Origin of the sequence: Rathayibacter sp. AY1D9 (assembly GCF_002932395.1) — a bacterium.
GTDB lineage: Bacteria > Actinomycetota > Actinomycetes > Actinomycetales > Microbacteriaceae > Rathayibacter.
Genome location: NZ_PSVQ01000008.1, coordinates 1 through 25,074, shown reverse-complemented (window position 1 = coordinate 25,074; position 25,074 = coordinate 1). Strand labels below are relative to the sequence as shown.

The following is a 25,074-nucleotide window of genomic DNA, read 5'->3' as shown; positions in this document are numbered from 1 at the left end:
GAACCGGTCAGGAGACCGGGGCGAGCAGTGCCACGGGGTAGTCGGCGAGGATCTCGGCGACCGGAGTCACTCCTCCCGCGAAGGTGCGGCCGGTGAGGACGTCCTCCATCGGGTGCCCGGGCAGGACCACGACCGTGCCGTTCCACCCGCCCGAAGCGGCGAGGCCCTCGGGGAGCCGGGTCGCGACGGTCAGCGCGCCGCCGCGGTCGAAGGCGATCGCGTGCTCGGCGGCGGGCCCGATCGCGGGGACGGCGGCGTAGCGGGTGAACAGCTCGGGGCGGTCGCGGCGGAGCCGGAGGGCGCGCGAGGTGACGAGGAGCTTCGCGGCTCCCTCGGCGTCGATCGCGGGCTTCCAGCCGCCGTCGATCCGCTCCAGCAGCGCTCGACGCTGCCCGAAGTCGACCTCGCGGCGGTTGTCCGGGTCGACGAGGGAGGTCTCCCAGAGCTCGCTGCCCTGGTAGACGTCCGGGATGCCCGGGGCGGTGATCTGCACGAGCTTCGCGGCGAGGCCGTTCGACCAGCCGGCGGCCGACACCCGCTCGACGGTCTGCTCGACCAGCCGGCGGACGGCGGGCTCGTCGAACGCCGCGTCGATCGCCGCGTGCATCCGCTTCTCGAACTGCTCGTCAGGAGCGGTCCAGTGCGTCGAGTCGTCGGCCTCGCGCGACGCCTTCTCGGCGTAGGCGTGCAGGCGCTCGCGGCTCGCGGGCCAGGTCCCCACGACGGCCTCCCAGAGCAGGTGCTCGATCGGGCCGTCGCCGAAGCCGACGAGGGCGTGGAGCTCGCGGAGCGTCGCCGCCCACGCCTCCGGGTCCTCGGCCAGTGCGGTGATGCGGGCACGGGTGTCCTCGCCGCGCTTCGTGTCGTGGGTCGAGAGCGTGGTGAGCGAGGCGGGGAACGAGGCCTGGCGCACGGCCTGGCGGCGGTGGAACTCGACCAGGTCGATCGCGAACTCGTCCGGGTCCGCTCCGACCTCGTTCAGCGAGGTGAGGCGGCTGAAGCGGTAGAACGCCGTGTCCTCGACGCCCTTCGCCATCACCATGCCGGAGGTCTGCTGGAAGCGCACGGACACCGGCGTGCCGGTCTCGCCGAGCGCCGCGGCGACCTCGTCGATGGTCGCGCGGATCTCGGGACGGCGGCGCACGGCGTCGACGCGGGCGTGCTCGAGGTGCTCCGCTCCGTAGGGGAGGTAGCTGCGGTAGACCGGGTAGGTCGCCAGGAGCTCCGCCAGCGCGTCGTCCGCTCCCTCGATGCCGGGGATCAGGCGGGCCAGCCGCAGGACCTCGGAGCGGAGGATGCCGTCGGCGATGCCGCGCCTGGTGTCGTGGATGAGGTCGGCCCACTGCAGCGGGGCGCCCTTCCCCGTGAGCTCGGCGTCGAGGCCCTCCAGCACGGGGCGGGCGTCGGGGTCGACCAGGATGCGGTCGACGTCGGCCAGGGCGTCGTAGCCCGTGGTGCCGACGGTCGCCCAGTGCGGCGAGAGCTCCTCGTCGCCCTCGAGGATCTTCTCGACCCAGACCGGGGCGCCGCCGATCGCGCGGGCCAGGTCGTCGAGGTATCCGCCCGGGTCGGCCAGGCCGTCCGGGTGGTCGACGCGCAGGCCGTCTGCGAGCCCCTCGGTGAACCAGCGGACGATCTCGGCGTGCGAGGCGTCGAACACCTCGGGCCGCTCGACCGTGATGGCGGCGAGGGTGTTCACCGCGAAGAAGCGGCGGTAGTTCAGCTCGGCGTCGGCGCGGCGCCAGTTCACGAGCTCGTAGCTCTGGCGCGCGTGCACCGTGCGGCCGGAGTCGCCGGGCTCGGCGGTGCCGGGCGCGATCGGCAGGCGGTTCTCGTAGTAGTGCAGCTCGTCGCCGACGACCTCGAGCGCGTCGAGTTCGCTGTCGCTGTCGCCCTCGCTCGCACCGTCGCCGAGGATCGGCACGCGCAGCTTCCCGCCCCCCGCCTCCCAGTCGATGTCGAAGGCGGTGGCGTAGCGGGAGGACTTCCCGTTCCTCAGCAGGTCCCACCACCACGAGTTCTCGCTCGGGGTCGCGACGCCCATGTGGTTGGGGACGATGTCGATGAGGACGCCGAGGCCCTCCGCCCGCGCCGCGGCCGAGGCGTTCGCCAGGCCGGCCGCGCCACCGCGGTCGGGATCGACCTCGGTGTGGTCCACCACGTCGTAGCCGTGGTCCGAGCCGGGCTCGGCCTTCAGCAGCGGCGAGAAGTACAGCCAGTCCGCTCCGAGCGCGCGCACGTAGTCGGCGACGCGGGCGGCGTCGTCGAGGTCGAACGCCGACCGGATCTGGAGGCGGTAGGTGGAGGCGGGCAGACGCACGTCAGGCTCCTGTCGAGGGTGCGGTCGCGGAGTCGGTCGACTCGGCGTGGGGGCTGGTGGGTCCCGTCGAGGAGACGATCGGGATGGCCGAGGTGGCCGCCAGGGACGCGAGCGAGGCGGCGACCGAGTGGTCGACCTCGGGCTCGGGGGTGCTGTGCTCCTGGAGGATGACGAGCGACTTCGCCTGGACGGTGAGCATCGCCCCCGCCGGACGCGGGATCGAGTCCGCCTCGGCGCCGGCGGTGTCGACGAGGACGCTCCACTCGAGCGCGTACTCGTCGCTCGGGATCGCGAACTCGACGTCGACGTCGTCGGCGTTGAAGTACAGGAGGAAGCTGACGTCGGTGACGGGGCGCCCGCGCTGGTCGCGCTCGCGGATCCCGTTGCCGTTGAGGTAGATGCCCACCGATCGGCCGAGACCGGAGTCCCAGTCGGACGGGGACATCTCGGTGCCGGCGGCGGTGAACCAGACGATGTCGGGCAGGGGCTCGCCGTCGCCGCGCAGCACGGGGCGGCCGTCGAAGAAGCGCATGCGGCGGAAGGTCGGGTGCTCGGCGCGCAGGCGGATGAGCGCCGCGGTGAACTCGAGCAGCGGCCGGTCGGCGTGCGCCCAGTCGATCCAGGTCAGCTCGCTGTCCTGGGCGTAGGTGTTGTTGTTGCCGTTCTGGGTCCGGCCCAGCTCGTCGCCGTGGAGGATCATCGGGACGCCCTGGGAGATCAGCATCGTCGCGAGGAAGTTCCGCTGCTGGCGCGCCCGGAGCGCGAGCACCCGCGAGTCGTCCGTGGGCCCCTCCACGCCGTGGTTCCAGGAGCGGTTGTGCGACTCGCCGTCGTTGCCGTCCTCGCCGTTGGCGTCGTTGTGCTTCTCGTTGTACGAGACCAGGTCCCGGAGGGTGAAGCCGTCGTGCGCCGTGACGAAGTTGATCGAGGCGACCGGGTAGCGGCCCGAGTGCGCGTAGAGGTCGGCCGAGCCGGTGAGGCGCGAGGCGAACTCCCCCAGCGTCGACGGCTCGCCGCGCCAGAAGTCGCGGACCGTGTCGCGGTACTTGCCGTTCCACTCCGTCCACTGGGGCGGGAAGTTTCCCACCTGGTAGCCGCCGGGCCCGACGTCCCACGGCTCGGCGATCAGCTTCACCTGCGAGACCACCGGGTCCTGCTGGACGAGCTCGAAGAAGGTGGAGAGCCGGTCGACGTCGTAGAACTCGCGTGCCAGCGCCGAGGCGAGGTCGAAGCGGAAGCCGTCGACGCGCATCTCCGTCACCCAGTAGCGCAGCGAGTCCATGATCAGCTGGAGCGAGTGCGGGTGTCGCACGTTCAGGGTGTTCCCGGTGCCGGTGTAGTCCATGTAGTAGCGCTTGTCGTCGTCGACGAGGCGGTAGTACGCCTCGTTGTCGATGCCGCGGAACGACAGGGTGGGGCCGAGGTGGTTGCCCTCCGCCGTGTGGTTGTAGACCACGTCGAGGATGACCTCGATGCCGGCAGCGTGGAGCGCCTTCACCATGCTCTTGAACTCCTGGACCTGCTGGCCCTGGTCGCCCGTGGAGGAGTAGGTGTTCTGCGGAGCGAAGAAGCCGATCGTGTTGTAGCCCCAGTAGTTCGAGAGGCCCTTGTCCATCAGCGTCGAATCGTTCACGAACTGGTGCACGGGCATGAGCTCGATCGCCGAGACGCCCAGGTGCTTGAGGTGGTCGATCACCGCGGGGTGGGCGACTCCGGCGTAGGTACCGCGGAGCTCCTCCGGCACGTCGGGGTGCGTCTTGGTGAGCCCCTTCACGTGCGCCTCGTAGATCACGGTGCTGTCGTAGGAGGTGCGCGGGCGGCGGTCACCGGCCCAGTCGAAGAAGGGGTTGATGACGACGCCCATCATCATGTGCGGCGCCGAGTCCTCGTCGTTCGTCGAGTCCGGGTCGCCGAAGGTGTACGAGAAGAGGGACTGGTCCCAGTCGATCTCCCCCGAGATCGCCTTCGCGTAGGGGTCCAGCAGCAGCTTGTTCGGGTTGCAGCGGTGGCCGGCATCGGGGTCGTACGGTCCGTGGATGCGGAAGCCGTAGCGCTGGCCCGGCTGGACCTGCGGGAGGTAGCAGTGCCAGACGTAGGCGTCCGACTCCTGGATCTCGACGCGCGTCTCGGTGCCGTCCTCCTCGAAGAGGCACAGCTCGACGCGCTCGGCGATCTCGCTGAACAGGGCGAAGTTCGTGCCGCTTCCGTCGAACGTCGCGCCCAACGGGTAGGCGGTTCCGGGCCAGGTCTCCACGAGACTCCTCAGGGGATTGTTCTCGGGCAGTCCGGGAGACGCCGATGTGCGGTCTGCGGATGCCCGACGTCGGGGGTGATGGTCCGTCACTTCCGCGACGGACCGACTGCTCAGCTTAGCGAGCGTGTCTCGAGCATTCCCCTGACGGTCAGCGCTCATCGCGCGGTCCTCCTCCGGTGGTCACGACCGGCGGCCGGAACCGCCGTCCGGTTCGTCCTGCGGGCGCGTAAGCGGGCAGGTCGTTCCGGTGGGTCACGCTCGAACAGTACGGTCGCGCCCGGTCCGCCGGGGAGGGCTGGCGCCGCGCCGGGTGCATCGGCTAGAACGCGGCGGGGGGACTGTCCGGTGCACGCGGAGGGGACGGCCGGGCTGGGCAGGAGCAGCGATCGGCCCCGTCGTCGGGGCCACGGCGCCACGCACCGGGGCGCCGCACCGCGATCAGTGCGAGCCGAGCCTGCGCCGCAGGAGGTCGATCCGCGCCTGCAGCTGGGTCACGCTCGCCTGCGCCACCGCGGGTCCGCCGCAGAGCCGGCGCAGCTCGGTGTGCACCTGGCCGTGCGACTCGCCCGTCCCCCGCGCCCACAGACCGACCAGGGAGTTGAGCAGGCTGCGCTGCTCCTTGAGCGTGCGGTAGAGCGGCGCCGGGATCTCGCTTACCGGCTCGGCCGGGGCCGCCGCCCCCGCGCGGCTGCCGGCGCGCTTGGCCTGCCGCTGCTGCCGGTGCTGGAGCAGCTCCCGCACCTGGTCGGGCTCGAGGAGCCCCGGCAGGCCGATGAAGTCGAGCTCCTCCTCGCTCTCGACCTCGACCTCCATCCCGAACTCGGCGCCCTCGTAGACGACGCGGTCGAAGGTGGCGGCCGAGCCGATCGACTCGAAGCGGCCCTCCTCCAGGAGATCGGAGGACGCCTTGTCGCTGCGCTCGGCGTCGGCCATCAGGTCGGCCTCGGGGTACTCCTCGTCGTCGGAGGTCCTGCGGTCGAGGGCGTGATCGCGCTGCAGCTCCATCGAGCCCGCCAGCGCGAGCAGGCCGGGCACGTTCGGGAGGAACACCGAGGCGGTCTCGCCGCGGCGCCGCGCGCGCACGAAGCGGCCGATCGCCTGGGCGAAGAACAGGGGAGTCGACGCCGATGTCGCGTAGACGCCGACGGCGAGCCTCGGCACGTCGACGCCCTCGGAGACCATGCGGACCGCGACCATCCAGCGACCGGTGTCCTTCGCGAACTCCTCGATCCGGTCGCTCGCCTCCTTCTCGTCGGAGAGCACGACGGTGACGGTCTCGCCGCTGATCTCGCGGAGCATCGCGGCGTAGGCGCGCGCGGTGTAGTGGTCGGTCGCGATGACCAGGCCGCCGGCGTCGGGCACGGCGCGCCGCACCTCGGTGAGGCGGGTGTTGGCGGCGCGGAGGACCGAGGGGATCCAGTCGCCCTTCGGGTCCAGCGCGGTCCGCCAGGCCTGCGAGGTGATGTCCTTGGTGTTGCCCTCGCCGAGCCGCGCCTCCATCTCGTCGCCGGCCTTCGACTTCCAGCGCATCTGCCCGGCGTAGACCATGAACAGCACCGGCCGGACGACGCCGTCCGCGAGCGCGCGGCCGTAGCCGTAGGCGTAGTCGGTGAGCGAGGTGCGGATGCCCTCCTCGTCCGGCAGGTAGCTGACGAACGGGATCGCCGCCGTGTCCGAGCGGAACGGCGTCCCGGTCAGCGAGAGCCGGCGGACCGCGGGCTCGAAAGCCTCGCGCACCGCGTCGCCCCAGCTGAGGGCGTCGCCGGCGTGGTGCACCTCGTCGAGGATGACGAGGGTGCGCCCGGACAGGGTGAGCTCGCGGTGGAGCTCGGCGCGGACGGCGACCTGCGCGTAGGTGACGGCGACGCCGTGGTAGTGGCGGGCGTGGCGGCCCATGCGGTTGGTGAAGGTCGGGTCCAGGCGGATGCCGACGCGGTGCGCGGCCTCGGCCCACTGGCGCTTGAGGTGCTCCGTCGGCGCGACCACGGTGATCCGGTCGACCGTGCGGTTGTGCAGCAGCTCGGCGGCCAGCCGCAGCGCGAAGGTGGTCTTGCCCGCGCCCGGGGTCGCGGCGGCCAGGAAGTCGCGCGGCTCGTGCTGGAAGTAGGCCTCGAGCGCCTCCGCCTGCCAGGCGCGGAGCTTGTTCGCGGTACCCCACGGCGCCCTGCCCGGGAACGACGGGGACAGGTGCTCAGCGGCGGAGGTGCCGACCTGATGACCGAAGCTCGAGGGACTGTTCACGTGGACCGAATCTAGCCGACGCCTCCGACAGCGGCTCGGTCTCCGCGGCCCGCTGGGAGGCGCACGGCGTGTCGCGCCGTGCCACCGGCGGCCGGGTGCGGAGCATGATGGAGGGATGGTCGAGCAGCGTCATCCGTGGTCCCGCTACGTCGCCCTGGGCGACTCCTTCACCGAGGGGATCGGCGATCCCGAGCCCGGCAGCCCCGGCGGGCACCGCGGCTGGGCGGACCGCGTGGCGGAGGTCCTGGGCAGCCAGAACGAGGACTTCGCCTACGCCAACCTGGCGGTCCGCGGCCGCCTCCTGCAGCAGATCGTCGACGAGCAGGTCGAGCCCGCCCTGGAGCTGCGCCCCGACCTCATCACCATCTCCGCGGGCGGGAACGACGTCATCCGCCCGGGGACCGACCCCGACGACATCGCGTCCCGCTTCGAGTCGGGCCTCGCCCGGCTCCGCTCCGACGGGGCGACCGTCGTCCTCTTCACCGGAGTGGATGTGGGCTTCTCCCCCGTGTTCGGGCGGATCCGCGGGAAGGTCGCGATCTACAACGAGAACCTGCGGGCGCTGGCCAAGCGGTACGACTGCATCGTCGCCGACCAGTGGTCCCTCCAGGAGATCCAGGACGTGCGGATGTGGGCGCCGGACCGCCTGCACCTCAACCCGCACGGCCACCACGAGGTCGCGCGCATGGTCCTCGAGTCGCTGAACGTCGAGAACGACCTGCGCCCCCTCGCCCCGGAGCCGCTGCACGCCCGCACGTGGCGTGCCGCCCGCACGGAGGACATCCAGTGGGCGCGGGAGTACCTCGTGCCCTGGGTGCTGCGCCGAGTCCGCCACCAGTCCTCCGGCGACTTCATCACCGCCAAGCGGCCCTCCGCCGAGCGCTGGAGCATCGATCCCGCGGCCTCGGAGCCGGGCTCGGTCGTGCCGGGCAACGCGACGCCGGAGGAGGTCGCCGAGGACATCGCGATCGCCGGCGTGCGGATCATCGGCGATAGGGCCGCGGATCCCCTGGCCTGATCCGCTCCCGGGAGGCGGCGGCTCGCCCCGCGCTCAGCCGAACAGCTCGGCCGGGTGGCCGAGGCGCCAGGCGAAGCCCGGGTCCTCGATCGACCCGTCGGCGACGAGGGGAAGCTCGTACGGGGTGCCGTTGACGTCGACGGTCGCGGTCCCCACGCGCTCGCCGTCGGCGACGGTCTCGAGCGGATCGAGGGCGACCGTGGTCGTCGTCGAGACCGCGCCCCACACCAGCACGGACCGCGCCTCCGCGGTCTCGGCCGTCGCCGTCTCCCCCCAGGCGCTCGTGAGGGTGCCGTAGTCCTGGCCCTCGACGGTCAGCGGGACGGTCCGGAAGCCCGCCTCGACGGTCGGGACGAGGGTCAGCACGTCCGCGCCGAGCTGCGGGTGCGTGCGCGCGCCCACCACCACGCCGACCAGGGTGACCGGCCGGCCCTCGACGGTCGAGTCGAGCGAGAACAGCAGGCACGAGCCCGCCTCGTCGGTCGTCCCCGTCTTGATCCCGTCCACTCCCGAGCGGCCGAGGAGCGAGTTGGTGTTGTCGACCTCGCCGACCCCCGGGATGACCGCGGTCGGCATCGCGACGATCGGAGCGAGCACCGGGTCCGCGATCAGCAGCTCGCCCAGGCGCACCATCTCGGCCGTCGTGCTGACCGTCGCCGGCGAGAGCCCGCTGGTGTCGGCGAGGGAGGTCCGCTCGAGCCCCTGCCCGTCGAGCCAGCCGCGCGCCGCGGCGAGGAAGGCGTCCTCCGAGCCGTACGCCCAGATCGCGAGCGACTTCGCGTAGTTGTTCGCGGACGGGAGCATCATGGCGGTCAGCGCCTCCCGCTCGGTCAGCTGCAGACCCGCGGTGACCGGAGCGTTCGAGCCGTTCTCGGCCAGGGTGTCGTTGTAGTACTGCACGTCCGCGCTCGTGAAGGTGATGGTCTCCCCGTCCGTCCCCGCCGCGATCGGCTTCGCCGCGAGGACGACGAGAGCGGTGACGACCTTGGCGATGCTCCCCGTCGGCACGGTTCCGGTGGAGCCGTAGCGGGCGAGCAGCCCGTCCTCCTCCGTCCCGTCGATGCCCACGGCCGCCACGGCGCCGGAGCCGTAGGCAGGCCAGGCCAGAGCGGGCGCGTCGACGGTGCTCGAGACGGGGTCCACCGCGACGGCGCTCGCCGTCGGCAGCTCCGCGGTCGCCGCGTTGGTCGCGTAGGCACCGCCTCCGCCGACCAGCACGGTCGCGGCGACGAGACCGGCGACGACCGCCCCGCGCCGTCGACGCGGTCGCGGCTCCGGCGCGGCGGGCTCCCCGAACAGGTCGAGGGCGTCGTCGGATCGGGTCGGGGAGGTCACCCCGTCATCGTACGGGCGGGCCTCTCATCCGTCCCGGACGCCGCCCCGTCGTCGGACGCGGCGGGTGACGCGCGGCACCGACCCCGATCCAGCGTCGGGAGCGTCAGCAGCAGGTCACCGCGGGGCCGCCGAGCGCCGGAGCCGGGCGGTCAGCGCCCGCGGGTCAGCGCCCACAGTGCGACGGCGCTCGCCGAGGCCACGTTGAGCGAGTCGACGCCGTGCAGCATCGGGATGGTGACGACGGTGTCCGAGGCGTCCAGCGCCGCGCGGCTGAGCCCGTCCCCCTCGGCGCCCAGGACGATCGCGACGCGCTCGGGGCGAGCCGCCGCGTACTCGTCGAGCGGCACCGCGTCCGGAGCGAGCGCCAGCGCGGCGACCGAGAACCCGGCCTCCTCCAGAGCGCGGCGAGCCGGTGCCCACTCGGGGGTGCGCGTCCACGGCACCTGCAGGACCGTGCCCATGCTCACCCGGACGCTGCGCCGGTACAGGGGGTCCGCGCACCGCGGCGTCACGAGCACCGCGTCCGCGCCCATGCCGGCCGCGGCGCGGAAGACGGCGCCGACGTTGGTGTGGTCGACCAGGTCCTCCAGGATCACGACGAGGCGCGCGCCCTCCAGCAGCTCGGCCATCGGCCGCAGCGGCGGACGGTGCATCGAGGCGAGCGCTCCGCGGTGGAGGTGGAACCCGGTCAGCTCCTCGATCAGCGGATCCGGCGCCACGAAGACCGGCACCTCGGGATGACGCTCGAGCACCCCGGCCGCGTCCGGCAGCCGCTTCTCCTGCACCAGGACCGAGCGGGGACGGTGCCCGGCGTCGAGCGCCCGCTCGATCACCTTGGCCGACTCGGCGATGTACAGACCGCCCTCCGGCTCCAGCACCCGCCGCAGCGCCACGTCGGTGAGGCGGTGGTAGTCGGCGAGGAGCGGGTGGTCGAGGTCGGTGATGTGCACGATCGGCATCCCGGCAATCTAGGGCACGGCGCGGACTAAACTCGTCCAGGGGCCGCTCGAACGGCCCTCGAAGGAGGCGCGGATGGAGTCGAGTCCGACACCGGTCGCCGAGGGCCCCGAGGCGCTCGCGGTCGAGCAGGCCGTCGAACTCCTCAGCGGGCGCCGCATCGCCGCCGTCACCGGCGCGGGCATGAGCACCGACTCGGGCATCCCCGACTACCGCGGAGCCGGGGCACCGGTGCGCAGCCCGATGACCTACTCCCAGTTCGTCGCCGATCCCGACTACCGCCGCCGGTACTGGGCCGGCAGCCAGCTCGGCTGGCGCCGGTTCACCAGCACGCTCCCCAACGACGGCCACCGGGCCCTGGCCCGGCTCGAGGAGCGCGGCCTGCTCACGGGCGTCGTCACGCAGAACGTCGACGGCCTGCACGTCCGGGCCGGCTCGCGCCGCGTGGTGGATCTGCACGGCTCGGCGGACCGTGTGCGCTGCATGACCTGCGGCCAGTACTTCGCCCGCGACGCGGTGGCCGAGCGGATCGAGGCGCTCAACCCCTGGCTCGACGACCCCGACGTCTCCTCCCTCAACCCCGACGGCGACGCCGAGGTCCACGACGTCTCGGCGATGACCGTCCCCGAGTGCACGGTCTGCGGCGGGATCCTGAAGCCGGACATCGTCTTCTTCGGCGAGTTCATCCCGACCGAGCGGTTCGAGGAGGCGCGCGCCATCGTCGCGGGCGCCGACGCGCTGCTCGTGGCCGGCTCGTCGCTCGTGGTCAACTCCGGCATCCGCTTCCTCGAGATCGCCCGTCGCGCCCGGATGCCGATCGTGATCGTCAACCGCGGCACCACCAAGGGCGACTCGCGCGCGAGCATCAAGATCGACGGCGGCACCAGCGAGGTGCTCCGCGAGCTCGCCGAGCGCCTGCCCGCGCGCCGCACCGCCGCCCTCTGAGCTCCCGCCCGCTCCGCACCCGACCTCCCGAGAGGCCCCTGTGACCCAGCTCACCCTCGTCCGCCACGGCCAGACCGACTGGAACGCCGCCCGGCGCATCCAGGGCAGGAGCGACATCCCGCTCAATGCGACCGGGCGCGCCCAGGCGCGGGCGGCGGCGCGGCTGCTCGCCGACCGGCGCTTCGACGCGGTGGTCGCCAGTCCGCTGCAGCGCGCCTTCGACACCGGAGCGATCATCGCGCGCGGTCTCGGACTCGACGAGCCGCTGGCGGTGCCGGGCCTGGCCGAGCGCGCCTACGGCGAGGCGGAGGGGATGACCGGTCCCGAGCTCGCCGAGCGCTTCCCCGGAGGCATCGAGCGCGCGCCGATCCCCGGCTGCGAGACCCGCGCCGAGGTCGTCGAGCGGGCGACCGCCGCGCTGCTCGAGGTGGCCGAGCGCTTCCCCGACGCGTCCGTCGTCGTCGCCACGCACGGTGCGGTCATCGGCAGCCTGATCCGCGCGCTCAGCAGCGAGGACCTCCCCGTGCACGGCGTCTCGGTCGGCAACGGCTCCCGGCACGACTTCGCCATCGTCGACGGGGCACTGCGCATCGTCGGCGTCGACGACTCCGGCGACGTGGTCGTGGCGGACGTCGACCTCGACGACGTGCTCAGCCCGGCTCCGGGAGCCTGACGGCCCGCCTCCCGGAGGCGGTCCGATCGCCGGACCGCGTCAGCGCCGGCCGAGGTCCTGCAGGAGCCCGAAGAGCACCCGGGCGGAGTCGCGCCAGGAGAAGGCCGCGGCCCGCTCCCTCGCCCGGGCCGAGTGCGTCCGCCACACGGCGCCGTCCTCGAGCGACCGCACGCCGTCCGCGATGCCCTTCGCGCTCGACGGGTCGACGTACACGGCGGCGTCCTGGGCGATCTCGCGGAAGATCGGGATGTCGCTCACCACGACCGGCGTCCCGAGCGCCATCGCCTCGACCAGCGGGATCCCGAAGCCCTCGTCCCTGCTCGCCGTCACGAGAGCGGTCGCCCGCGCGAGCACCGCACGGTACTCCGCGTCCGGCGCCCCCTGGTGGAACACCAGCTTCGCGGTCGGCGCCAGGGCCCGGAGCGTCTCGACGGTCTCGTCGCTCGCCCGGCTCATCAGGTGCAGCTCGTAGTCGGGCAGCAGCCGCATCGCGCGCGCGAGCGTCTCGACGTTCTTGTAGGGCATGAACGAGCCCATGTAGACGAGCGAGCGCGCGGCCGACCGGTCGGGCAGCGATCCCGCCAGAGCGGCGCTCGCCTCGTCGGGCTCGGTCGCCGCGTTCGGGACGACGACCACCGGCCGGGTGGTGAGGCGGTGGGAGCGGATCAGGTCGCGGGTCGTCTCCGAGACGGTGACGACCGCGTCGGCGCGCTGGAGGAGCCTCCGCTGCGGCCACCAGGCGAGGTGGTAGAGCCGCCAGAGCGCGCGCACGGGAGCGGCCAGGTCGCGCGGCGGAGTGCGGTGGCGGTAGTAGATGAGGTCGTGCACGGTCAGGACGAGCCGGTAGCGGCGGCCGAGCGAGCCCATGGTCTGCATCGGCGAGAAGACCACGTCGGGCCGCAGCCGGTTCACCAGCAGCGCGACGAACGGCTCGAACGGGCTGGTCGGCCCGGTCACGCGCTCCCACGGGAGCGACGGGAGCATCGCGAGCTGGCGGCGGTCGCTGATCAGCATGGTCACGTCGTGCAGCTTCGCGAGCTCGCGGACGAGCTCCGCGGTGTAGCGGCTGATCCCGTCGTGCCGCTCGAGCCGGGTGTACCGGCAGTCGACGACGATCCTCATCGGTCGATCCCCTCCTCGAGGGCCGTCCGCAGCACGGCGGCGGCCTCGTCCGGCGTCTCGTAGTGGATCAGGTGGCCGACTCCGTCGATGACGTGCAGGCGGGCGTGCGGCAGCCTCTCGAGCAGGCGGTACTGCGCCGGGAGCGGAGTGATGTCGTCCTGCGCCGCGGCGATCAGCTGCGTCGGCACGCCGATCCGGGAGGCGTACTCGCCGACGTCGTGCGAGACGGAGGCGCGGAACGCCTCGAGGACCGTGTCGCGGGAGGCGAAGGCGCTGAAGTAGCGGTCGTGCTGGTCGTGCACGAAGCGTCGCAGCGCCGGCTCCTTCGTCTTCACCATCGCCAGGCTCATCACCCGCACGATCAGCGGGTCGCTGAGCAGGCGGCGTCCGAGGGGCCCCGGCAGGAGCGCGCCGAGCCTGTAGTAGAGGACGGCGAGCCTGGTCAGGACTCCGCGGGGACCCTGCAGGGCGGGCGCGCCGATCGGGTTGACCAGCACCAGGAGCGGAGCGGGCAGTCCGTCGGCGACGGCCGCGGCCGCGACGATCGAGCCGAAGGAGTGGCCGAGGACGGCCGCCTCGCCGCGGAGCCCCAGCGTGTCGAGGAAGGAGCCGAGCCAGGAGGCGTAGCCGTCCACGTCGTGCGGAAGGCGCGTCATCGGGGTCGAGGCGCCGAAGCCGGGCAGGTCGGGAGCGACGACCCGCACGTCCGCTCCCCCGGCGAGCAGACGGGCGATGACGGGCTCGAGGCCGTGGTGCTCGCCGCGGAACCCGTGCACCAGCACGAGGACGGTCGAGGCGTCCGGAGCGCCGTAGGTCCAGTAGGCGGTGCGGGATCCGGCGACGTCCACCGCGGCCTCGCGGACGGGGACACGGCCGAGATCGGAGGCGTAGGGGGAGGGAGTGGTCATCGCGTTCCTTATCGTAGGGAAAGCCCGTCGAAGATCTGGCCGCAACGCCTTGCGTGGCCTCGATCCGAGCCGGGAGCATGATCACGCGCTCGCAACACGGCGCACCGCCCACCCGTCTCGCGAGACGGTCATCCGCTCAGGCAGCAGCAGAAGGAGCACCGTGAGCTTCACGTCGCCGATCCAACTCCCCGGACTCGCCCTCGACCCCCAGTGGTACCGCCGGGCGGTGTTCTACGAGGTGATGATCCGGTCGTACTACGACTCCAACGGCGACGGCGCCGGCGACATCAACGGGCTCGCCTCCAAGCTCGACTACCTGCAGTGGCTCGGGATCGACGCCCTCTGGCTCCCGCCGTTCTACATGTCGCCTCTGCGCGACGGCGGCTACGACGTCTCCGACTTCAAGGCGATCCTCCCCGAGTTCGGCACGATGGAGGACTTCCGCGACCTCGTCCGGAAGGCCCACGAGCGCAACATGCGCATCGTGATGGACTTCCCGCTCAACCACACCAGCGACCAGCACGAGTGGTTCCAGCAGTCCCGGTCCGACCCCGAGGGCCCCTACGGCGACTTCTACGTCTGGAACGACACCGACGACAAGTGGCCGGACATCCGCATCATCTTCGTCGACACCGAGGACTCGAACTGGGCCTTCGACGCCGAGCGCCGCCAGTTCTACTTCCACCGCTTCTTCTCGCACCAGCCGGACCTCAACTTCGAGAACCCCGCCGTGCACGAGGCGATCCACGACGTGGTCAAGTTCTGGCTCGACCTCGGCGTCGACGGCATCCGGCTCGACGCGATCCCCTACCTCTACGAGTCCGACGAGGGCAACGGAGAGGGCGAGCCGCCCACCCACGAGTTCATCAAGAACCTCCGCACCATGGTCGACCGCGACTACCCCGGCCGCATCCTGATCGCCGAGGCGAACCAGTGGCCGCGAGAGGTCGCCGCGTTCTTCGGCACGGAGGAGGAGCCCGAGTGCCACATGGCGTTCGACTTCCCGGTCATGCCGCGCATCTTCTACTCCCTCCGCGCGCAGACGGCGAACGAGCTGAAGAAGGTGCTCTCCGAGACGTTCGACATCCCCAGCGGCGCCGCCTGGGGCGTGTTCCTCCGCAACCACGACGAGCTCACGCTCGAGATGGTGTCCGAGGAGTACCGCCAGGCCATGTACGGCTGGTACGCCTACGACCCGCGGATGCGCTCGAACATCGGCATCCGCCGCAGGCTCGCGCCGCTGCTGGACAACTCGCGTGCCGAGCTCGAGCTGATCAACGCCCTGCTCTTCTCCCTCGCCGGCAGCCCGTTCCTGTACTACGGCGACGAGATCGGCATGGGCGACAACATCTGGCTCAACGACCGCGACGCGTCGCGCACGCCGATGCAGTGGACGCCCGACCGCAACGCCGGCTTCTCGGCCGCCGACCCCGGCAAGCTCGTGCAGCCGATCGTCCAGTCGCTCGTCTACCACTACAACCAGGTCAACGTGGAGGCGCAGCTGGCGCAGTCCCGCTCCCTGCTGCACTGGATGCGGAACGTCCTGCACGTGCGCCGCGGCCACCCGGCGTTCGGCCTCGGGTCGATGCGCGTCCTCGAGACGGACCACGAGTCGGTGCTCGCCTTCGTGCGGGACTACGCCGGCTCGGGCTCCGAGATGGGCGACCAGCCCGAGGAGGTGCTCTGCGTCTTCAGCTTCAACCACAACCCGGTCTCGGTCACGATCACCGACCCGGAGAATCCCGGATCGACGCTGAGCGACCTGTTCGGCGGCGGCCGCTTCCCCGGATTCTCGGACGACGGCACGCTGACGATGACGCTCGGCACGCAGGGCTTCTTCTGGCTCCACGTCGCCAAGGCGCACGAGGCCCGCTGACCCGGCAGCACGCCGAGGGGCCTCCGGCCGATGTCGGAGGCCCCCTTTAGGCTGTCGGCGTGAGCACCACCGGAACGACCGAGACGCAGACCGAGCCGATGCTGTTCGACGACGCCGAGCGGGCGCTCGTCCCCTCCGATGGGGCGCGGTGGTTCGACCTGCTGGCCGTGTTCGACCTCGAGACCACCGGCATCGACGTCCGCACGAGCCGCATCGTCACCGCGCACGTCGGCGTGATCGACGCGGCGGGCGAGCCGATCGAGGGCACGACCTGGCTCGCCGATCCCGGGGTCGAGATCCCGGCCGGCGCCTCCGCCGTCCACGGGATCAGCACCGAGCACGCCCGCGCGCACGGCCGCCCCGCCGGCGAGGTCGTGGCCGAGATCTCCGAGGCGCTGCGCTCGCTCCTCGCCCGCGGCATCCCGGTCGTCGTCTACAACGCCCCCTACGACCTCTCGCTCCTCGCCCACGAGGCGCGCCGCTGGGGCGTGCCCGTGCTGCTCGACCCGAGCCCCGTCGTCGATCCGCTCGTGATCGACAAGGCGGTGGACCGCTACCGCAAGGGCAAGCGCACCCTGACCCTCGCCGCCGGGCACTACGGCGTCGCCCTCACCGAGGCGCACGACGCGGGCGCGGACGCGATCGCGGCGGGTCGGGTCGCCCAGGCGCTGGGCCGCGCCTTCGCCGACGAGCTCGGAGTCGGCGCGGAGGCCCTGCACGCGCTCCAGGTCGACTGGTGCCGCACCCAGGCCGAGTCCTTCCAGGAGTACATGCGCCGCGTCCGCGACGAGTCCTTCGTCGCCGACGGGGGCTGGCCGGTCCGCCACTGACCCCTCAGGTCAGCGTGCGCCCCTCGCGCAGGAGCGCCACGTACTCCGCGATCCGCCGCTCCCGCGTCGCCGCCCGCTTCAGCTGCGAGAGGCGGAAGAGGAACGCGAAGCGCTTCTGCCCGCCGACGGTCGCGAAGAAGGCCAGGGCCTGCGGATCCGCGTCGAGCGCCCGCTGGAAGTCGTCCGGCACCTCCGCACCGCGCTGCCGGTAGGCCGCGTCCCAGCGCCCGTCGGCGCGTGCCCGCTCGACCTCGGCCAGCCCGCCCGGCAGCATCCGGCCCTCCGCCAGCAGCCGTGCGACGTGATCGCGATTGACCTTGGACCACGGGCTAGCGCGACGCCGCGGGGTGAAGGCCTGGAGCTTGAACTGCTCGTCGAAGGCTCCCGCCTGACCGTCGATCCAGCCGTGGCAGAGCGCGATGTCGAGCGCCTCGGCGTAGGTGATCCCCGGATCCACGGCGGCCTTCTTCCGCAGCTTCAGCCGGACTCCGTCCGGGTCGGGCTCGCCGCGGAGGTAGGCGTCCCACTCTTCAGGAGTCGTGAACGGCAGGATCGGCTTGTCGGCGAAGGACACCATGCCGGGACGCTACCGCGCCGGCTCCCCGACGGCCACGGCCAGCCCGTCGGCGCAAGCCCTCGCTCCGCGGACCGCGGCGCTGTGGGATCGGGTGAGCACGTGTTCCCCCTCCCCCCTCTCGCAAGGAGAAGTCATGCCCACGATCCGCACGGTCACCGTCCTCGGCAGCGGAGTGCTCGGCTCCCAGATCGCCTTCCAGTCGGCCTTCCACGGCTTCGACGTCACCGTCTACGACCTCTTCGACGACGTCCTCGAGTCGGCGCGCGAGCGGCTCCGCGGTCTCGCGGGCGTCTACGAGTCGGTGCCCGGCGGCGTCGCCGGCGGACCGCAGGAGGCGCTCGACTCCCTCCGCCTCACCTCCGACCTCGCGGAGGCTGTCGCCGACGCCGACCTCGTGATCGAGGCCGTCCCCGAGGACCTGGGCCTGAAGCAGGAGCTGTACGGCCGCCTGGGTGCGCTCGCTCCCGAGCGCACGGTCTTCGCGACCAACTCGTCCACGCTGCTCCCCAGCGACCTGAAGGCCTCGACCGGCCGACCCGACCGGTTCCTCGCGCTGCACTACGCCAACCACGTCTGGGCGCAGAACACGGCCGAGATCATGGGGACGGCGGACACGGACCCCGCCGTGGTCGACGCCGTCGTGGAGTTCGCCGTCTCCAGCGGCCTCGAGCCCATCAGGCTGCAGAAGGAGAAGGCCGGCTACGTCCTGAACTCGCTGCTGGTGCCGCTCCTCAACGCCGCGTCGGGTCTGCTCATGGGCGGCTACGCCGACCACGAGACCATCGACAAGACCTGGAGGATCGGCACCGGCGCCCCGCTCGGACCCTTCCAGATCTTCGACGTCGTCGGTCTGCGGACCGCCTACAACATCGCCGCCGCGGCCCCGGACGAGGCCTCCCAGGCGTTCGCCGCCCACCTGAAGACGGAGTACGTCGATCGCGGCCGCCTCGGAACGGCCACCGGAGAGGGCTTCTACCGCTACTGAGGACCGCCCCGCGGGAACGACGAAGGGCCCCCGACCGTGAGGTCGAGGGCCCTTCGAGGAGTGCTACTTGCCGAAGTTCTTGTAGCGGCTGTTGAACTTCTCGACGCGGCCGGCCGAGTCCATGATGCGCTGCTTGCCCGTGTAGAACGGGTGCGAGGCGGAGGAGATCTCGACGTCGATGACGGGGTAGGTCACGCCGTCGAGCTCGATCGTCTTGCTGCTCTTCGCGGTCGAGCGGGTGAGGAAGGTCTCACCGGACGCGAGGTCGCGGAAGACGATCGCGGAGTACTCGGGGTGGATGTCGGTCTTCATGGTCGTGTCCTGTCGTCGATGGTCCTGAACCGCACCTGTCGTCGACGGGAACGGGTGGATGAGGGCGGGCGCACCGCGAACGGGCCCGAACCAGCTACCGAGAATACCAGACCGGCAGCGCGCGCAGAAGTCGCGCCGCGCCCGGACCCCGGAGCCGGGGTCAGCCGCGGGCGCGGGCCGAGAAGCGCCCGTTCTCGCGGGTGAGAGCGATGTCGAGCCCGAAGGTCTCGGCGAGCGTCGCCTCGGTCAGGGACTCGGCCAGCGGGCCCGCCGCCACCACCGCTCCGTCGCGGAGGAGCAGGGCGTGGGTGAAGCCGTCGGGGATCTCCTCGACGTGGTGGGTCACCATCACGATCGCGGGCGACGCCGGGTCCTTCGCGAAGCCGCCCAGCAGCTGGACGAGCTCCTCGCGGGCGCCGAGGTCGAGGCTCGCGGCCGGCTCGTCGAGCAGGAGCAGCTCGGGGTCGGTCATGATCGCGCGGGCGATCTGGACGCGCTTCTGCTCGCCGTCCGAGAGCGTCCCGAAGGTGCGCTCGGCGAGGTGCTCGAGCTTCCACTCGGACAGCACGCGGCGGGCGCGGCGCTCGTCGATCGCGTCGTAGCCCTCGTTCCAGCGGCCGGTGACGGCGTAGGCGGCGGTCATCACGACGTCGAGCACGCTCTCGCCGGCCGGGAGGCGGCGCGCCATCGCGGTCGAGGCGTAGCCGATGCGCGGGCGCAGCTCGAACACGTCGACCCGGCCGAGGGTCTCCTCGAGCAGGTGCGCGGCACCGGTCGAGGGGTAGTTCTGCGCGGCGGCGATCTGCAGGATCGAGGTCTTGCCCGCCCCGTTGGGGCCGAGGATCACCCAGCGCTCGTCCTCGGCCACGTCCCACGACACGTGGTCGAGGATCCGCTTGCCGTTCCGGACGAAGGACACATCGACGAACGAGACAACGCTGGGCATGGGAGCCATTCTAAAGGAGGCGGCCGGGAGGCTCAGACGAGCGAGTCGTAGATCGCCCGGGTGTCCCGCGCGATCTGCGTCCAGCTGAAGTGGCTCTGCGCGCGCTCGCGGCCCGCGGCGCCCATCCGCTTCGCCGTCTCCGGGTCGGCGACGACCTCGGCGAGGGCGGCGGCCAGGTCGGCGACGTAGCGCTCCGGGTCCACGGGGGTGCCGGTGCCGTCGGTGACCTGCTCGATCGGGACGAGACGGCCGGTCACGCCGTCGTCGACGACCTCCGGGATGCCGCCGGTCGCCGTCCCGACGACCGCCGCACCGCAGGCCATCGCCTCGAGGTTGACGATGCCGAGGGGCTCGTAGATCGAGGGGCAGACGAACGTGGTCGCGTTCGTCAGGACCGCGGAGAGCTGGTGGCGCGGCAGGTGCCGGTCGATCCAGACGACGCCGGTGCGCTCCTCCTGGAGGCTGCGGACGAGGGAGGTGACCTCGGCCATGATCTCGGGGGTGTCGGGGGCGCCCGCGCAGAGCACGAGCTGCACCTCGGGAGGCAGGGTCGCCGCGGCGCGGAGCAGGTAGGGCAGGCCCTTCTGCCGGGTGATGCGGCCGACGAAGACCACGGAGGGGCGCGAGGGGTCGATGCCCAGCTCGGCGAGGACGGCCTCGTCCTCGACTGGGTGCCAGGCGTCGAGGTCGATGCCGTTGTAGACCACGTGGACCTTCGCCGGGTCCAGGGCCGGGTAGGAGCGGAGGATGTCCTCGCGCATGCCGCCGGACACCGCGATCACGGCGTCGGCGTTCTCGTACGCCTCCCGCTCGATCCAGCTCGAGACGCGGTAGCCGCCGCCGAGCTGCTCGGCCTTCCACGGACGCAGCGGCTCGAGGCTGTGCGCCGAGACCACGTGCGGGATGCCGTGCAGGAGCTGGGCGAGACGCCCCGCGGCGTTGGCGTACCAGGTGTGGGAGTGGACCAGGTCGGCCCCCGCCGCGTCCTGCGCGATCTGCAGGTCGACCCCGAGGGTCTGCAGCGCGCCGTTCGCCTCGGCGAGCTCCGCGGGGACGGAGTACGCGAACGTGCCCTCCTCCTCGCGCGGCGCGCCGAAGCAGCGCACCACGACCTCCAGGTCGCTGCGCAGCGCCTTGGTGAGCTCGGCCACGTGGACACCGGCTCCCCCGTACACCTCGGGCGGGTATTCCTTGGTCAGCAGATCGACTCGCACCCCCGAACCGTAGTACAGGGCGCTCCCCCGGCGACAGCCGGGGTCCACGGGGAAGCCCGAGCCCCTACTGTGGTGCCATGCAGTCAAAGAAGATCTTCGGCATCGTCCTCGCCGGCGGCGAGGGAAAGCGCCTCATGCCCCTCACGGCGGACCGGGCCAAGCCCGCGGTGCCGTTCGGCGGGCAGTACCGGCTGATCGACTTCGCGCTGTCCAACCTGATCAACTCCGGTCTCACTCAGATCGTCGTGCTGACGCAGTACAAGTCGCACTCGCTCGACCGCCACGTCTCGCAGACCTGGCGCCTCTCCGGGCTCCTGAACTCCTACGTCGCCTCGGTCCCCGCGCAGCAGCGCCTGGGCAAGCGCTGGTTCAGCGGCTCGGCCGACGCGATCCTGCAGAGCCTCAACCTGATCCGCGACGAGAAGCCCGACATCGTCGTCGTGGTCGGCGCCGACCACGTCTACCGCATGGACTTCTCGCAGATGATCGACGCGCACATCACGTCCGGTGCGAAGGCGACCGTCGCGGCCATCCGCCAGCCGATCGAGCTCGCGGACCAGTTCGGCGTCATCCAGCTCGCCGGTGACGAGGCGGGCGACGGCATCGTCCCGACGATGATCTCCGAGTTCCTCGAGAAGCCCAAGGACGCCGTCGGCCTGGCCGACTCCCCGCACGAGGTCCTCGCCTCCATGGGCAACTACGTCTTCGACGCGGACGCCCTGATCGACGCGGTCATCCGCGACGGCGAGTCCTCCACGTCGGACCACGACATGGGCGGCGACATCATCCCCGACTTCGTCGCGCGCGGCGAGGCCGGCGTCTACGACCTCAAGCTCAACGACGTCCCCGGCTCGACCGACCGCGACCGCTACTACTGGCGGGACGTCGGCACCATCGACTCCTTCTTCGAGGCCCACCAGGACCTCATCTCGGCGCTGCCGGTCTTCAACCTCTACAACCAGCAGTGGCCGATCTTCTCGTCGCAGCTGAACTCCCCTCCGGCCAAGATCGTCCGCGACGGCAAGGGCAACATGGGATCGACGGTCGACTCGGTCGTCTCGCTCGGCACCGTGATCTCGGGCGCGCACATCGAGCGCAGCGTCGTCGGGCCCTGGACGGTCATCGAGTCGAACGCGACGGTCACCGACTCGGTGGTCTTCGACAAGGTCCGCATCGGCCCGGACGCGCTGGTCGTCCGCGCTATCCTCGACAAGGACGTCGTCGTCGAGCCCGGTGCTCGAGTCGGCGTGGACCACGACCGCGATCGCGAGCGCGGGTTCACCGTCACCGAGTCGGGCATCACCGTCGTCGGCAAGGGCGTCGTCGTCCACCCGTAGCACCCCCGCGGGTCGAGCTCTGCGCCCCGGCGCGCCCACCCGACCGATCGGACCGGCCCATGAGTGAGCGTCCTGCGACGCCTGCCCGCTTCCTCGTCGTCCTCGACGCGGACTCCACCCTCCTCCAGGACGAGGTGATCGAGCTCCTCGCGGTGCACGCCGGCTCCGAGGAGCGCGTCGCCGCCGTCACGGAGCGGGCGATGCGCGGCGAGCTCGACTTCGGCGAGAGCCTCCGCGAGCGGGTCGCCACTCTCGCCGGGGTCCCGGAGTCGGTGCTCCCCGATGTGAGCTCAGGCGTCCGCGTCACGCCCGGCGCCGCCGAGCTCGTGGCCGGCGTCCACGCCGCCGGCGGCCGCATCGGTGTGGTGTCCGGAGGGTTCCACGAGGTCCTCGACCCGGTCGCCGGTGCGCTCGGCCTCGACTTCGTCCGGGCCAACCGCCTCTGCTGCGGGGACGGCCTGCTGACCGGAGCGGTCGACGGGGCGGTAATCGACGCCGCGGCCAAGGCGGAGGCGCTCCGAGAGTGGGCGGCGGTCTCGGGCGTCCCGCCGCAGCGCACGATCGCCGTCGGCGACGGTGCGAACGACCTGGAGATGATGGCGGTCGCCTCCCTCGCGGTCGCCTTCAACGCCAAGCCCCTGGTGCGCGAGCGCGCCGACCTCGTCGTCGGCGGCCTCGACCTGTCGCAGCTGCTGCCCGTCCTCGGCCTCCGCGGCTGAGGCCCGCCTCCCCCGGCCTCAGGAAGGTCAGCGGCCCGCGATCGCGACGAGTCCGGCGCAGCCGAGCGCCAGCGCCCAGCTGACGAGCGAGCCCACCAGGAAGTACTCCGCCTTCTCGCCGCTGCCGCCGTCGCGGGAGATCTCGGGGAAGCGCACGATCCCCTTGGCCGCGAGCACGGCACCGGCGAGGCCGATCGCTCCGGCGAGCGTGAGACCGGCGATCAGCAGCCGCTCCAGCGGTCCGATCGTGCGCCCGCCCTGGAGGTCCGGCAGGCGGGCGTCGGCCGGCTCCCGACGCGCGAACCGCACGCTCCAGCGCGGACGCGGCGCGGGCTCGGCCTGCGGGAGCTCGCGGAACAGCGCCGCCCGCACGATCACGTTGCCGCTCTCCAGCAGGAAGAGCCCGGCTCCGACCGCCGGAGCGAGCTGCTCGATCGGAGGGAGCGTGCTCGCGACGATGGTCGGCGCGAGCGGCCCCGTCGGGACGCCGACGGCGCGGTCGACAGCGGTCAGCACCAGGACCGCCGCGACGAGGGCGACGGCCGGACGCAGACCCCCGGGCGGCCGCGCGTTCTCGACGGTCGTGGTCGTCAGCAGCCAGGCTCCGGCCAGGACGACGACGATCGCCGCACCGAGCGGCGGGGCTCCGACGAGGAGCGCTGCGGTCACGGCTGCGGCGGCGAGCACGGGGATCGCGAGGAGGGCCGCACGGCGGCGGAGGTGCGTGCGCGCGAGGTCGCCGAGGCCGATCACGGCGAGCAGCAGCGCCGTCAGCACGTCTCCTCCAGCAGGCGCGCGCCGGCGAGGAGGGCGCCCGCTCCCGCGCGCCGCAGCGCCTGCGAGACGGCGGGCTGCGAGATCGACTCCTGCTCGCCCAGCTCCTTCTGCGACGCTCCGCGCAGGCTCCCCAGCACGAGTCGGCGATCGCGCGCGCTGAGCGCTCCGACCAGCGCGTCGCGGGAGAGGAGGTAGGCGTTGACGGCCGCCTCGCCGGAGTCCCCGTCGGCGTCCCCGGCGACGAACCATCCGCGGGCCGTGGGCACGGCACCGTCCTCGAGCGCGTGGGCGCGATCGATGGCCTCGCGCGCGCGCCACCAGCCGGACCCGTCCTCGAGGTCCCCGGCGATTCCCGACCCGACCACCCGCACCTCGCCCAGGCCGATGCCCGCGCGGCAGTCGACGCCGGCCGGGAGCGAGAGGCGCGCCTGCAGCGTCGCCCGGAGCGCGGCGTGGACGGAGGGGTAGATCGCCTGGAACTCGTCGCCGACCGTCGGGTGCAGGGGCTGGATCGCCGGGACCGCGGCCTCCACCTCGGCGAAGCCCCGCTCGATCTCGCGCTGAGCACCCGCCCGGTCGACGAGGGAGCGGGAGGTCACCAGGTCCAGGAGCACGGCGACGACATCGGAGGAGGTCATCGCATAAGCCTAGAGCTTATATCCGTCGGATATAAGCCCAAGGCTTATCGGTCAGTGGCCCATCCCGAGGCCGCCGTCGACCGGGATCACGGCACCCGAGATGTACGCCGCCTCGTCGCCGGCCAGCCAGCGCGTGACCTTCGCGACCTCGGCAGCGGTGCCGTAGCGGGCGAGCGGGATGCTCTTCCGGTACTCCGCCTGCTGCTCCGGCGAGAGCTCCGCGGTCATGTCGGTCTCGATGAAGCCGGGAGCGACGACATTGGCGGTGATGTTGCGGGCGCCGAGCTCGCGGGTCAGCGAGCGGGCGAAGCCCACGAGGGCGGCCTTCGACGAGGAGTAGTTGATCTGGCCCGGCGACCCGTAGAGGCCGACCACGCTGGAGATGAGGACGACGCGGCCGAAGCGCTGCTTGAGCATCCCCTTCGATGCGCGCTTGACGACGCGGAACGCCCCGGTGAGGTTCGTGTCGACGACGGACGTGAAGTCCTCCTCCGTCATGCGCAGCAGCAGGGTGTCGCGGGTGATGCCCGCGTTCGCCACCAGGATCTCGACCGGGCCCAGCTCGGCCTCGACCTGCGTGAACGCGGCGTCGATGGAGGCGGCGTCGGTCACGTCCGCGACGACGGTGAGGGAGCCCTCCGGACCGGAGCCCGAGCGCGCGGTCACGGCGACCCGGTGACCGGCGGCCACGAACTCCCGGGCGATGGCGAAGCCGATCCCCCGGTTGCCCCCGGTGACGAGGACGGTGCGCGGCGTGGTCATGGTGTCCCTCCTGCCGGCGCTCGTGCGGCGCCGGGCGACCCGTACATCCTAGAGGCGCGTCGCGCAACAGATTCCGGGATGAGGCCCTCCCGGCCTGCACCCGCCCGCCGCGACGTAGGCTTGCAGGGCTGTGAAACCACGCGAGACACTCACCTCCCTACCGCCGTCGCCGAGCGCCGAGCGGCGCTCCCGCGCGATCAAGTACTCGATCGCCATGGGCATCAGGATGCTCTGCGTGGATCCTCGGGTTCCGCCACTCGATCGCGAACGTCGCCGTCCGCGGGCAGCCCGCTCGGGAGCAGGTGTGCGCGTCGGGGACCCGGCCGAG

Annotated in this window: 23 protein-coding genes; 9 read left to right on the top strand and 14 right to left on the bottom strand. The window is 72.2% G+C overall.

The window, feature by feature from the left end:
- Nucleotides 1-7: 7 nt before the first annotated feature.
- From treY to C5C50_RS05490, 3 genes are all read right to left on the bottom strand, one after another.
- Entirely contained in the window at nucleotides 8-2,320 is a 2,313-nt protein-coding gene (gene treY / locus C5C50_RS05500) for a malto-oligosyltrehalose synthase (RefSeq protein ID WP_104273058.1), read from the bottom strand.
- Between the two features lies 1 nt (nucleotide 2,321).
- Complete coding sequence (gene glgX / locus C5C50_RS05495) at nucleotides 2,322-4,574, bottom strand: glycogen debranching protein GlgX (RefSeq protein ID WP_104268648.1); 2,253 nt, start codon at nucleotides 4,572-4,574, stop codon at nucleotides 2,322-2,324.
- Between the two features lie 438 nt (nucleotides 4,575-5,012).
- The gene (locus tag C5C50_RS05490; protein WP_104273057.1) at nucleotides 5,013-6,815 is read right to left on the bottom strand and encodes a DEAD/DEAH box helicase; all 1,803 of its coding nucleotides are present in this window, start codon (nucleotides 6,813-6,815) and stop codon (nucleotides 5,013-5,015) included.
- Nucleotides 6,816-6,930: 115 nt separating this feature from the next.
- Between C5C50_RS05490 and C5C50_RS05485 the strand changes: the two genes are divergently transcribed.
- Entirely contained in the window at nucleotides 6,931-7,833 is a 903-nt protein-coding gene (locus C5C50_RS05485) for an SGNH/GDSL hydrolase family protein (protein WP_104273056.1), read from the top strand.
- A 33-nt stretch (nucleotides 7,834-7,866) separates the two neighbouring features.
- Here the strand turns inward: C5C50_RS05485 and C5C50_RS05480 are convergent, their stop codons facing one another.
- Both C5C50_RS05480 and C5C50_RS05475 read right to left on the bottom strand, forming a co-directional pair.
- A complete protein-coding gene (locus tag C5C50_RS05480; protein WP_104273055.1) occupies nucleotides 7,867-9,168 on the bottom strand; it encodes a D-alanyl-D-alanine carboxypeptidase family protein in 1,302 nt (433 codons plus the stop codon).
- A 149-nt stretch (nucleotides 9,169-9,317) separates the two neighbouring features.
- Nucleotides 9,318-10,127: an RNA methyltransferase gene (locus tag C5C50_RS05475; RefSeq protein WP_104232619.1), complete on the bottom strand. Its 810-nt coding sequence runs from the start codon at nucleotides 10,125-10,127 to the stop codon at nucleotides 9,318-9,320.
- Between the two features lie 73 nt (nucleotides 10,128-10,200).
- Between C5C50_RS05475 and C5C50_RS05470 the strand changes: the two genes are divergently transcribed.
- Together C5C50_RS05470 and C5C50_RS05465 are read left to right on the top strand one after the other, a co-directional pair.
- On the top strand, nucleotides 10,201-11,070 hold the full coding sequence (locus C5C50_RS05470; RefSeq protein WP_104250355.1) for a Sir2 family NAD-dependent protein deacetylase: 870 nt from the start codon (nucleotides 10,201-10,203) through the stop codon (nucleotides 11,068-11,070).
- A gap of 40 nt (nucleotides 11,071-11,110) precedes the next feature.
- Complete coding sequence (locus C5C50_RS05465) at nucleotides 11,111-11,743, top strand: histidine phosphatase family protein (RefSeq protein WP_104232621.1); 633 nt, start codon at nucleotides 11,111-11,113, stop codon at nucleotides 11,741-11,743.
- A 39-nt stretch (nucleotides 11,744-11,782) separates the two neighbouring features.
- On the opposite strand, the gene C5C50_RS05460 is transcribed toward C5C50_RS05465, so the two are convergent.
- Together C5C50_RS05460 and C5C50_RS05455 are read right to left on the bottom strand one after the other, a co-directional pair.
- Nucleotides 11,783-12,865 carry a glycosyltransferase family 1 protein gene (locus C5C50_RS05460; RefSeq protein ID WP_104225279.1) on the bottom strand — a complete coding sequence of 361 codons (1,083 nt, stop codon included), beginning with the start codon at nucleotides 12,863-12,865 and terminating at the stop codon, nucleotides 11,783-11,785.
- Nucleotides 12,862-13,773, bottom strand: a complete 912-nt coding sequence (locus C5C50_RS05455) for an alpha/beta fold hydrolase (RefSeq protein ID WP_104246810.1) — start codon at nucleotides 13,771-13,773, stop codon at nucleotides 12,862-12,864. Before C5C50_RS05455 ends, C5C50_RS05460 begins: the two co-directional genes overlap by 4 nt.
- 160 nt (nucleotides 13,774-13,933) lie before the next feature.
- Here C5C50_RS05455 and treS point away from each other — a divergent pair, with 160 nt between their 5' ends.
- Entirely contained in the window at nucleotides 13,934-15,649 is a 1,716-nt protein-coding gene (treS, locus tag C5C50_RS05450) for a maltose alpha-D-glucosyltransferase (RefSeq protein ID WP_104221970.1), read from the top strand.
- 98 nt (nucleotides 15,650-15,747) lie between these two features.
- Complete coding sequence (locus tag C5C50_RS05445; protein WP_104273078.1) at nucleotides 15,748-16,479, top strand: 3'-5' exonuclease; 732 nt, start codon at nucleotides 15,748-15,750, stop codon at nucleotides 16,477-16,479.
- A gap of 4 nt (nucleotides 16,480-16,483) precedes the next feature.
- Here C5C50_RS05445 and C5C50_RS05440 read toward each other — a convergent pair whose 3' ends face one another.
- Complete coding sequence (locus C5C50_RS05440; protein ID WP_104273054.1) at nucleotides 16,484-17,056, bottom strand: YdeI family protein; 573 nt, start codon at nucleotides 17,054-17,056, stop codon at nucleotides 16,484-16,486.
- A 133-nt stretch (nucleotides 17,057-17,189) separates the two neighbouring features.
- On the opposite strand from C5C50_RS05440, the gene C5C50_RS05435 reads away from it, so the two are divergent.
- Nucleotides 17,190-18,041 carry a 3-hydroxyacyl-CoA dehydrogenase gene (locus C5C50_RS05435; protein ID WP_104273053.1) on the top strand — a complete coding sequence of 284 codons (852 nt, stop codon included), beginning with the start codon at nucleotides 17,190-17,192 and terminating at the stop codon, nucleotides 18,039-18,041.
- A gap of 63 nt (nucleotides 18,042-18,104) precedes the next feature.
- Here C5C50_RS05435 and C5C50_RS05430 read toward each other — a convergent pair whose 3' ends face one another.
- The 3 genes from C5C50_RS05430 to glgA form a co-directional block, all read right to left on the bottom strand.
- On the bottom strand, nucleotides 18,105-18,353 hold the full coding sequence (locus tag C5C50_RS05430; protein WP_068253003.1) for a type B 50S ribosomal protein L31: 249 nt from the start codon (nucleotides 18,351-18,353) through the stop codon (nucleotides 18,105-18,107).
- 160 nt (nucleotides 18,354-18,513) lie between these two features.
- The gene (locus C5C50_RS05425; RefSeq protein ID WP_104221964.1) at nucleotides 18,514-19,299 is read right to left on the bottom strand and encodes an ABC transporter ATP-binding protein; all 786 of its coding nucleotides are present in this window, start codon (nucleotides 19,297-19,299) and stop codon (nucleotides 18,514-18,516) included.
- Between the two features lie 32 nt (nucleotides 19,300-19,331).
- Entirely contained in the window at nucleotides 19,332-20,513 is a 1,182-nt protein-coding gene (gene glgA / locus C5C50_RS05420; RefSeq protein WP_104225282.1) for a glycogen synthase, read from the bottom strand.
- Nucleotides 20,514-20,590: 77 nt separating this feature from the next.
- Between glgA and C5C50_RS05415 the strand changes: the two genes are divergently transcribed.
- Nucleotides 20,591-21,850 carry a glucose-1-phosphate adenylyltransferase gene (locus C5C50_RS05415; RefSeq protein WP_104221960.1) on the top strand — a complete coding sequence of 420 codons (1,260 nt, stop codon included), beginning with the start codon at nucleotides 20,591-20,593 and terminating at the stop codon, nucleotides 21,848-21,850.
- Nucleotides 21,851-21,909: 59 nt separating this feature from the next.
- Entirely contained in the window at nucleotides 21,910-22,569 is a 660-nt protein-coding gene (gene serB / locus C5C50_RS05410; protein WP_104273052.1) for a phosphoserine phosphatase SerB, read from the top strand.
- Between the two features lie 27 nt (nucleotides 22,570-22,596).
- On the opposite strand, the gene C5C50_RS05405 is transcribed toward serB, so the two are convergent.
- Genes C5C50_RS05405 through C5C50_RS05395 form a run of 3 tightly spaced genes read right to left on the bottom strand, consistent with a single transcriptional unit; the run spans nucleotide 22,597 to nucleotide 24,746 of the window.
- Nucleotides 22,597-23,346 (bottom strand): hypothetical protein, encoded by a 750-nt coding sequence (locus tag C5C50_RS05405; RefSeq protein ID WP_104273051.1) that lies wholly within the window; start codon nucleotides 23,344-23,346, stop codon nucleotides 22,597-22,599.
- The gene (locus C5C50_RS05400) at nucleotides 23,340-23,984 is read right to left on the bottom strand and encodes a SatD family protein (protein WP_104221954.1); all 645 of its coding nucleotides are present in this window, start codon (nucleotides 23,982-23,984) and stop codon (nucleotides 23,340-23,342) included. The genes C5C50_RS05405 and C5C50_RS05400 overlap by 7 nt, the downstream gene beginning before the upstream one ends.
- 51 nt (nucleotides 23,985-24,035) lie before the next feature.
- Nucleotides 24,036-24,746 carry a beta-ketoacyl-ACP reductase gene (locus C5C50_RS05395; RefSeq protein WP_104273050.1) on the bottom strand — a complete coding sequence of 237 codons (711 nt, stop codon included), beginning with the start codon at nucleotides 24,744-24,746 and terminating at the stop codon, nucleotides 24,036-24,038.
- Between the two features lie 130 nt (nucleotides 24,747-24,876).
- On the opposite strand from C5C50_RS05395, the gene C5C50_RS16665 reads away from it, so the two are divergent.
- A partial coding sequence (locus C5C50_RS16665; protein ID WP_146085866.1) for a DUF3099 domain-containing protein occupies nucleotides 24,877-25,074 on the top strand: 198 nt, incomplete at its 3' end.

Bases quoted from the DNA above. Each gene is read 5' to 3' on its own strand.
- C5C50_RS05485 (WP_104273056.1), top strand. From the start codon at position 6,931: ATGGTCGAGCAGCGTCATCCGTGGTCCCGCTACGTCGCCCTGGGCGAC.
- C5C50_RS05475 (WP_104232619.1), bottom strand. From the start codon at position 10,127: ATGCCGATCGTGCACATCACCGACCTCGACCACCCGCTCCTCGCCGAC.
- C5C50_RS05470 (WP_104250355.1), top strand. From the start codon at position 10,201: ATGGAGTCGAGTCCGACACCGGTCGCCGAGGGCCCCGAGGCGCTCGCG.
- C5C50_RS05460 (WP_104225279.1), bottom strand. From the start codon at position 12,865: ATGAGGATCGTCGTCGACTGCCGGTACACCCGGCTCGAGCGGCACGAC.
- C5C50_RS05455 (WP_104246810.1), bottom strand. From the start codon at position 13,773: ATGACCACTCCCTCCCCCTACGCCTCCGATCTCGGCCGTGTCCCCGTC.
- C5C50_RS05445 (WP_104273078.1), top strand. From the start codon at position 15,748: ATGCTGTTCGACGACGCCGAGCGGGCGCTCGTCCCCTCCGATGGGGCG.
- C5C50_RS05440 (WP_104273054.1), bottom strand. From the start codon at position 17,056: ATGGTGTCCTTCGCCGACAAGCCGATCCTGCCGTTCACGACTCCTGAA.
- C5C50_RS05435 (WP_104273053.1), top strand. From the start codon at position 17,190: ATGCCCACGATCCGCACGGTCACCGTCCTCGGCAGCGGAGTGCTCGGC.
- C5C50_RS05430 (WP_068253003.1), bottom strand. From the start codon at position 18,353: ATGAAGACCGACATCCACCCCGAGTACTCCGCGATCGTCTTCCGCGAC.
- C5C50_RS05425 (WP_104221964.1), bottom strand. From the start codon at position 19,299: ATGCCCAGCGTTGTCTCGTTCGTCGATGTGTCCTTCGTCCGGAACGGC.
- C5C50_RS05415 (WP_104221960.1), top strand. From the start codon at position 20,591: ATGCAGTCAAAGAAGATCTTCGGCATCGTCCTCGCCGGCGGCGAGGGA.
- serB (WP_104273052.1), top strand. From the start codon at position 21,910: ATGAGTGAGCGTCCTGCGACGCCTGCCCGCTTCCTCGTCGTCCTCGAC.
- C5C50_RS05400 (WP_104221954.1), bottom strand. From the start codon at position 23,984: ATGACCTCCTCCGATGTCGTCGCCGTGCTCCTGGACCTGGTGACCTCC.
- C5C50_RS05395 (WP_104273050.1), bottom strand. From the start codon at position 24,746: ATGACCACGCCGCGCACCGTCCTCGTCACCGGGGGCAACCGGGGGATC.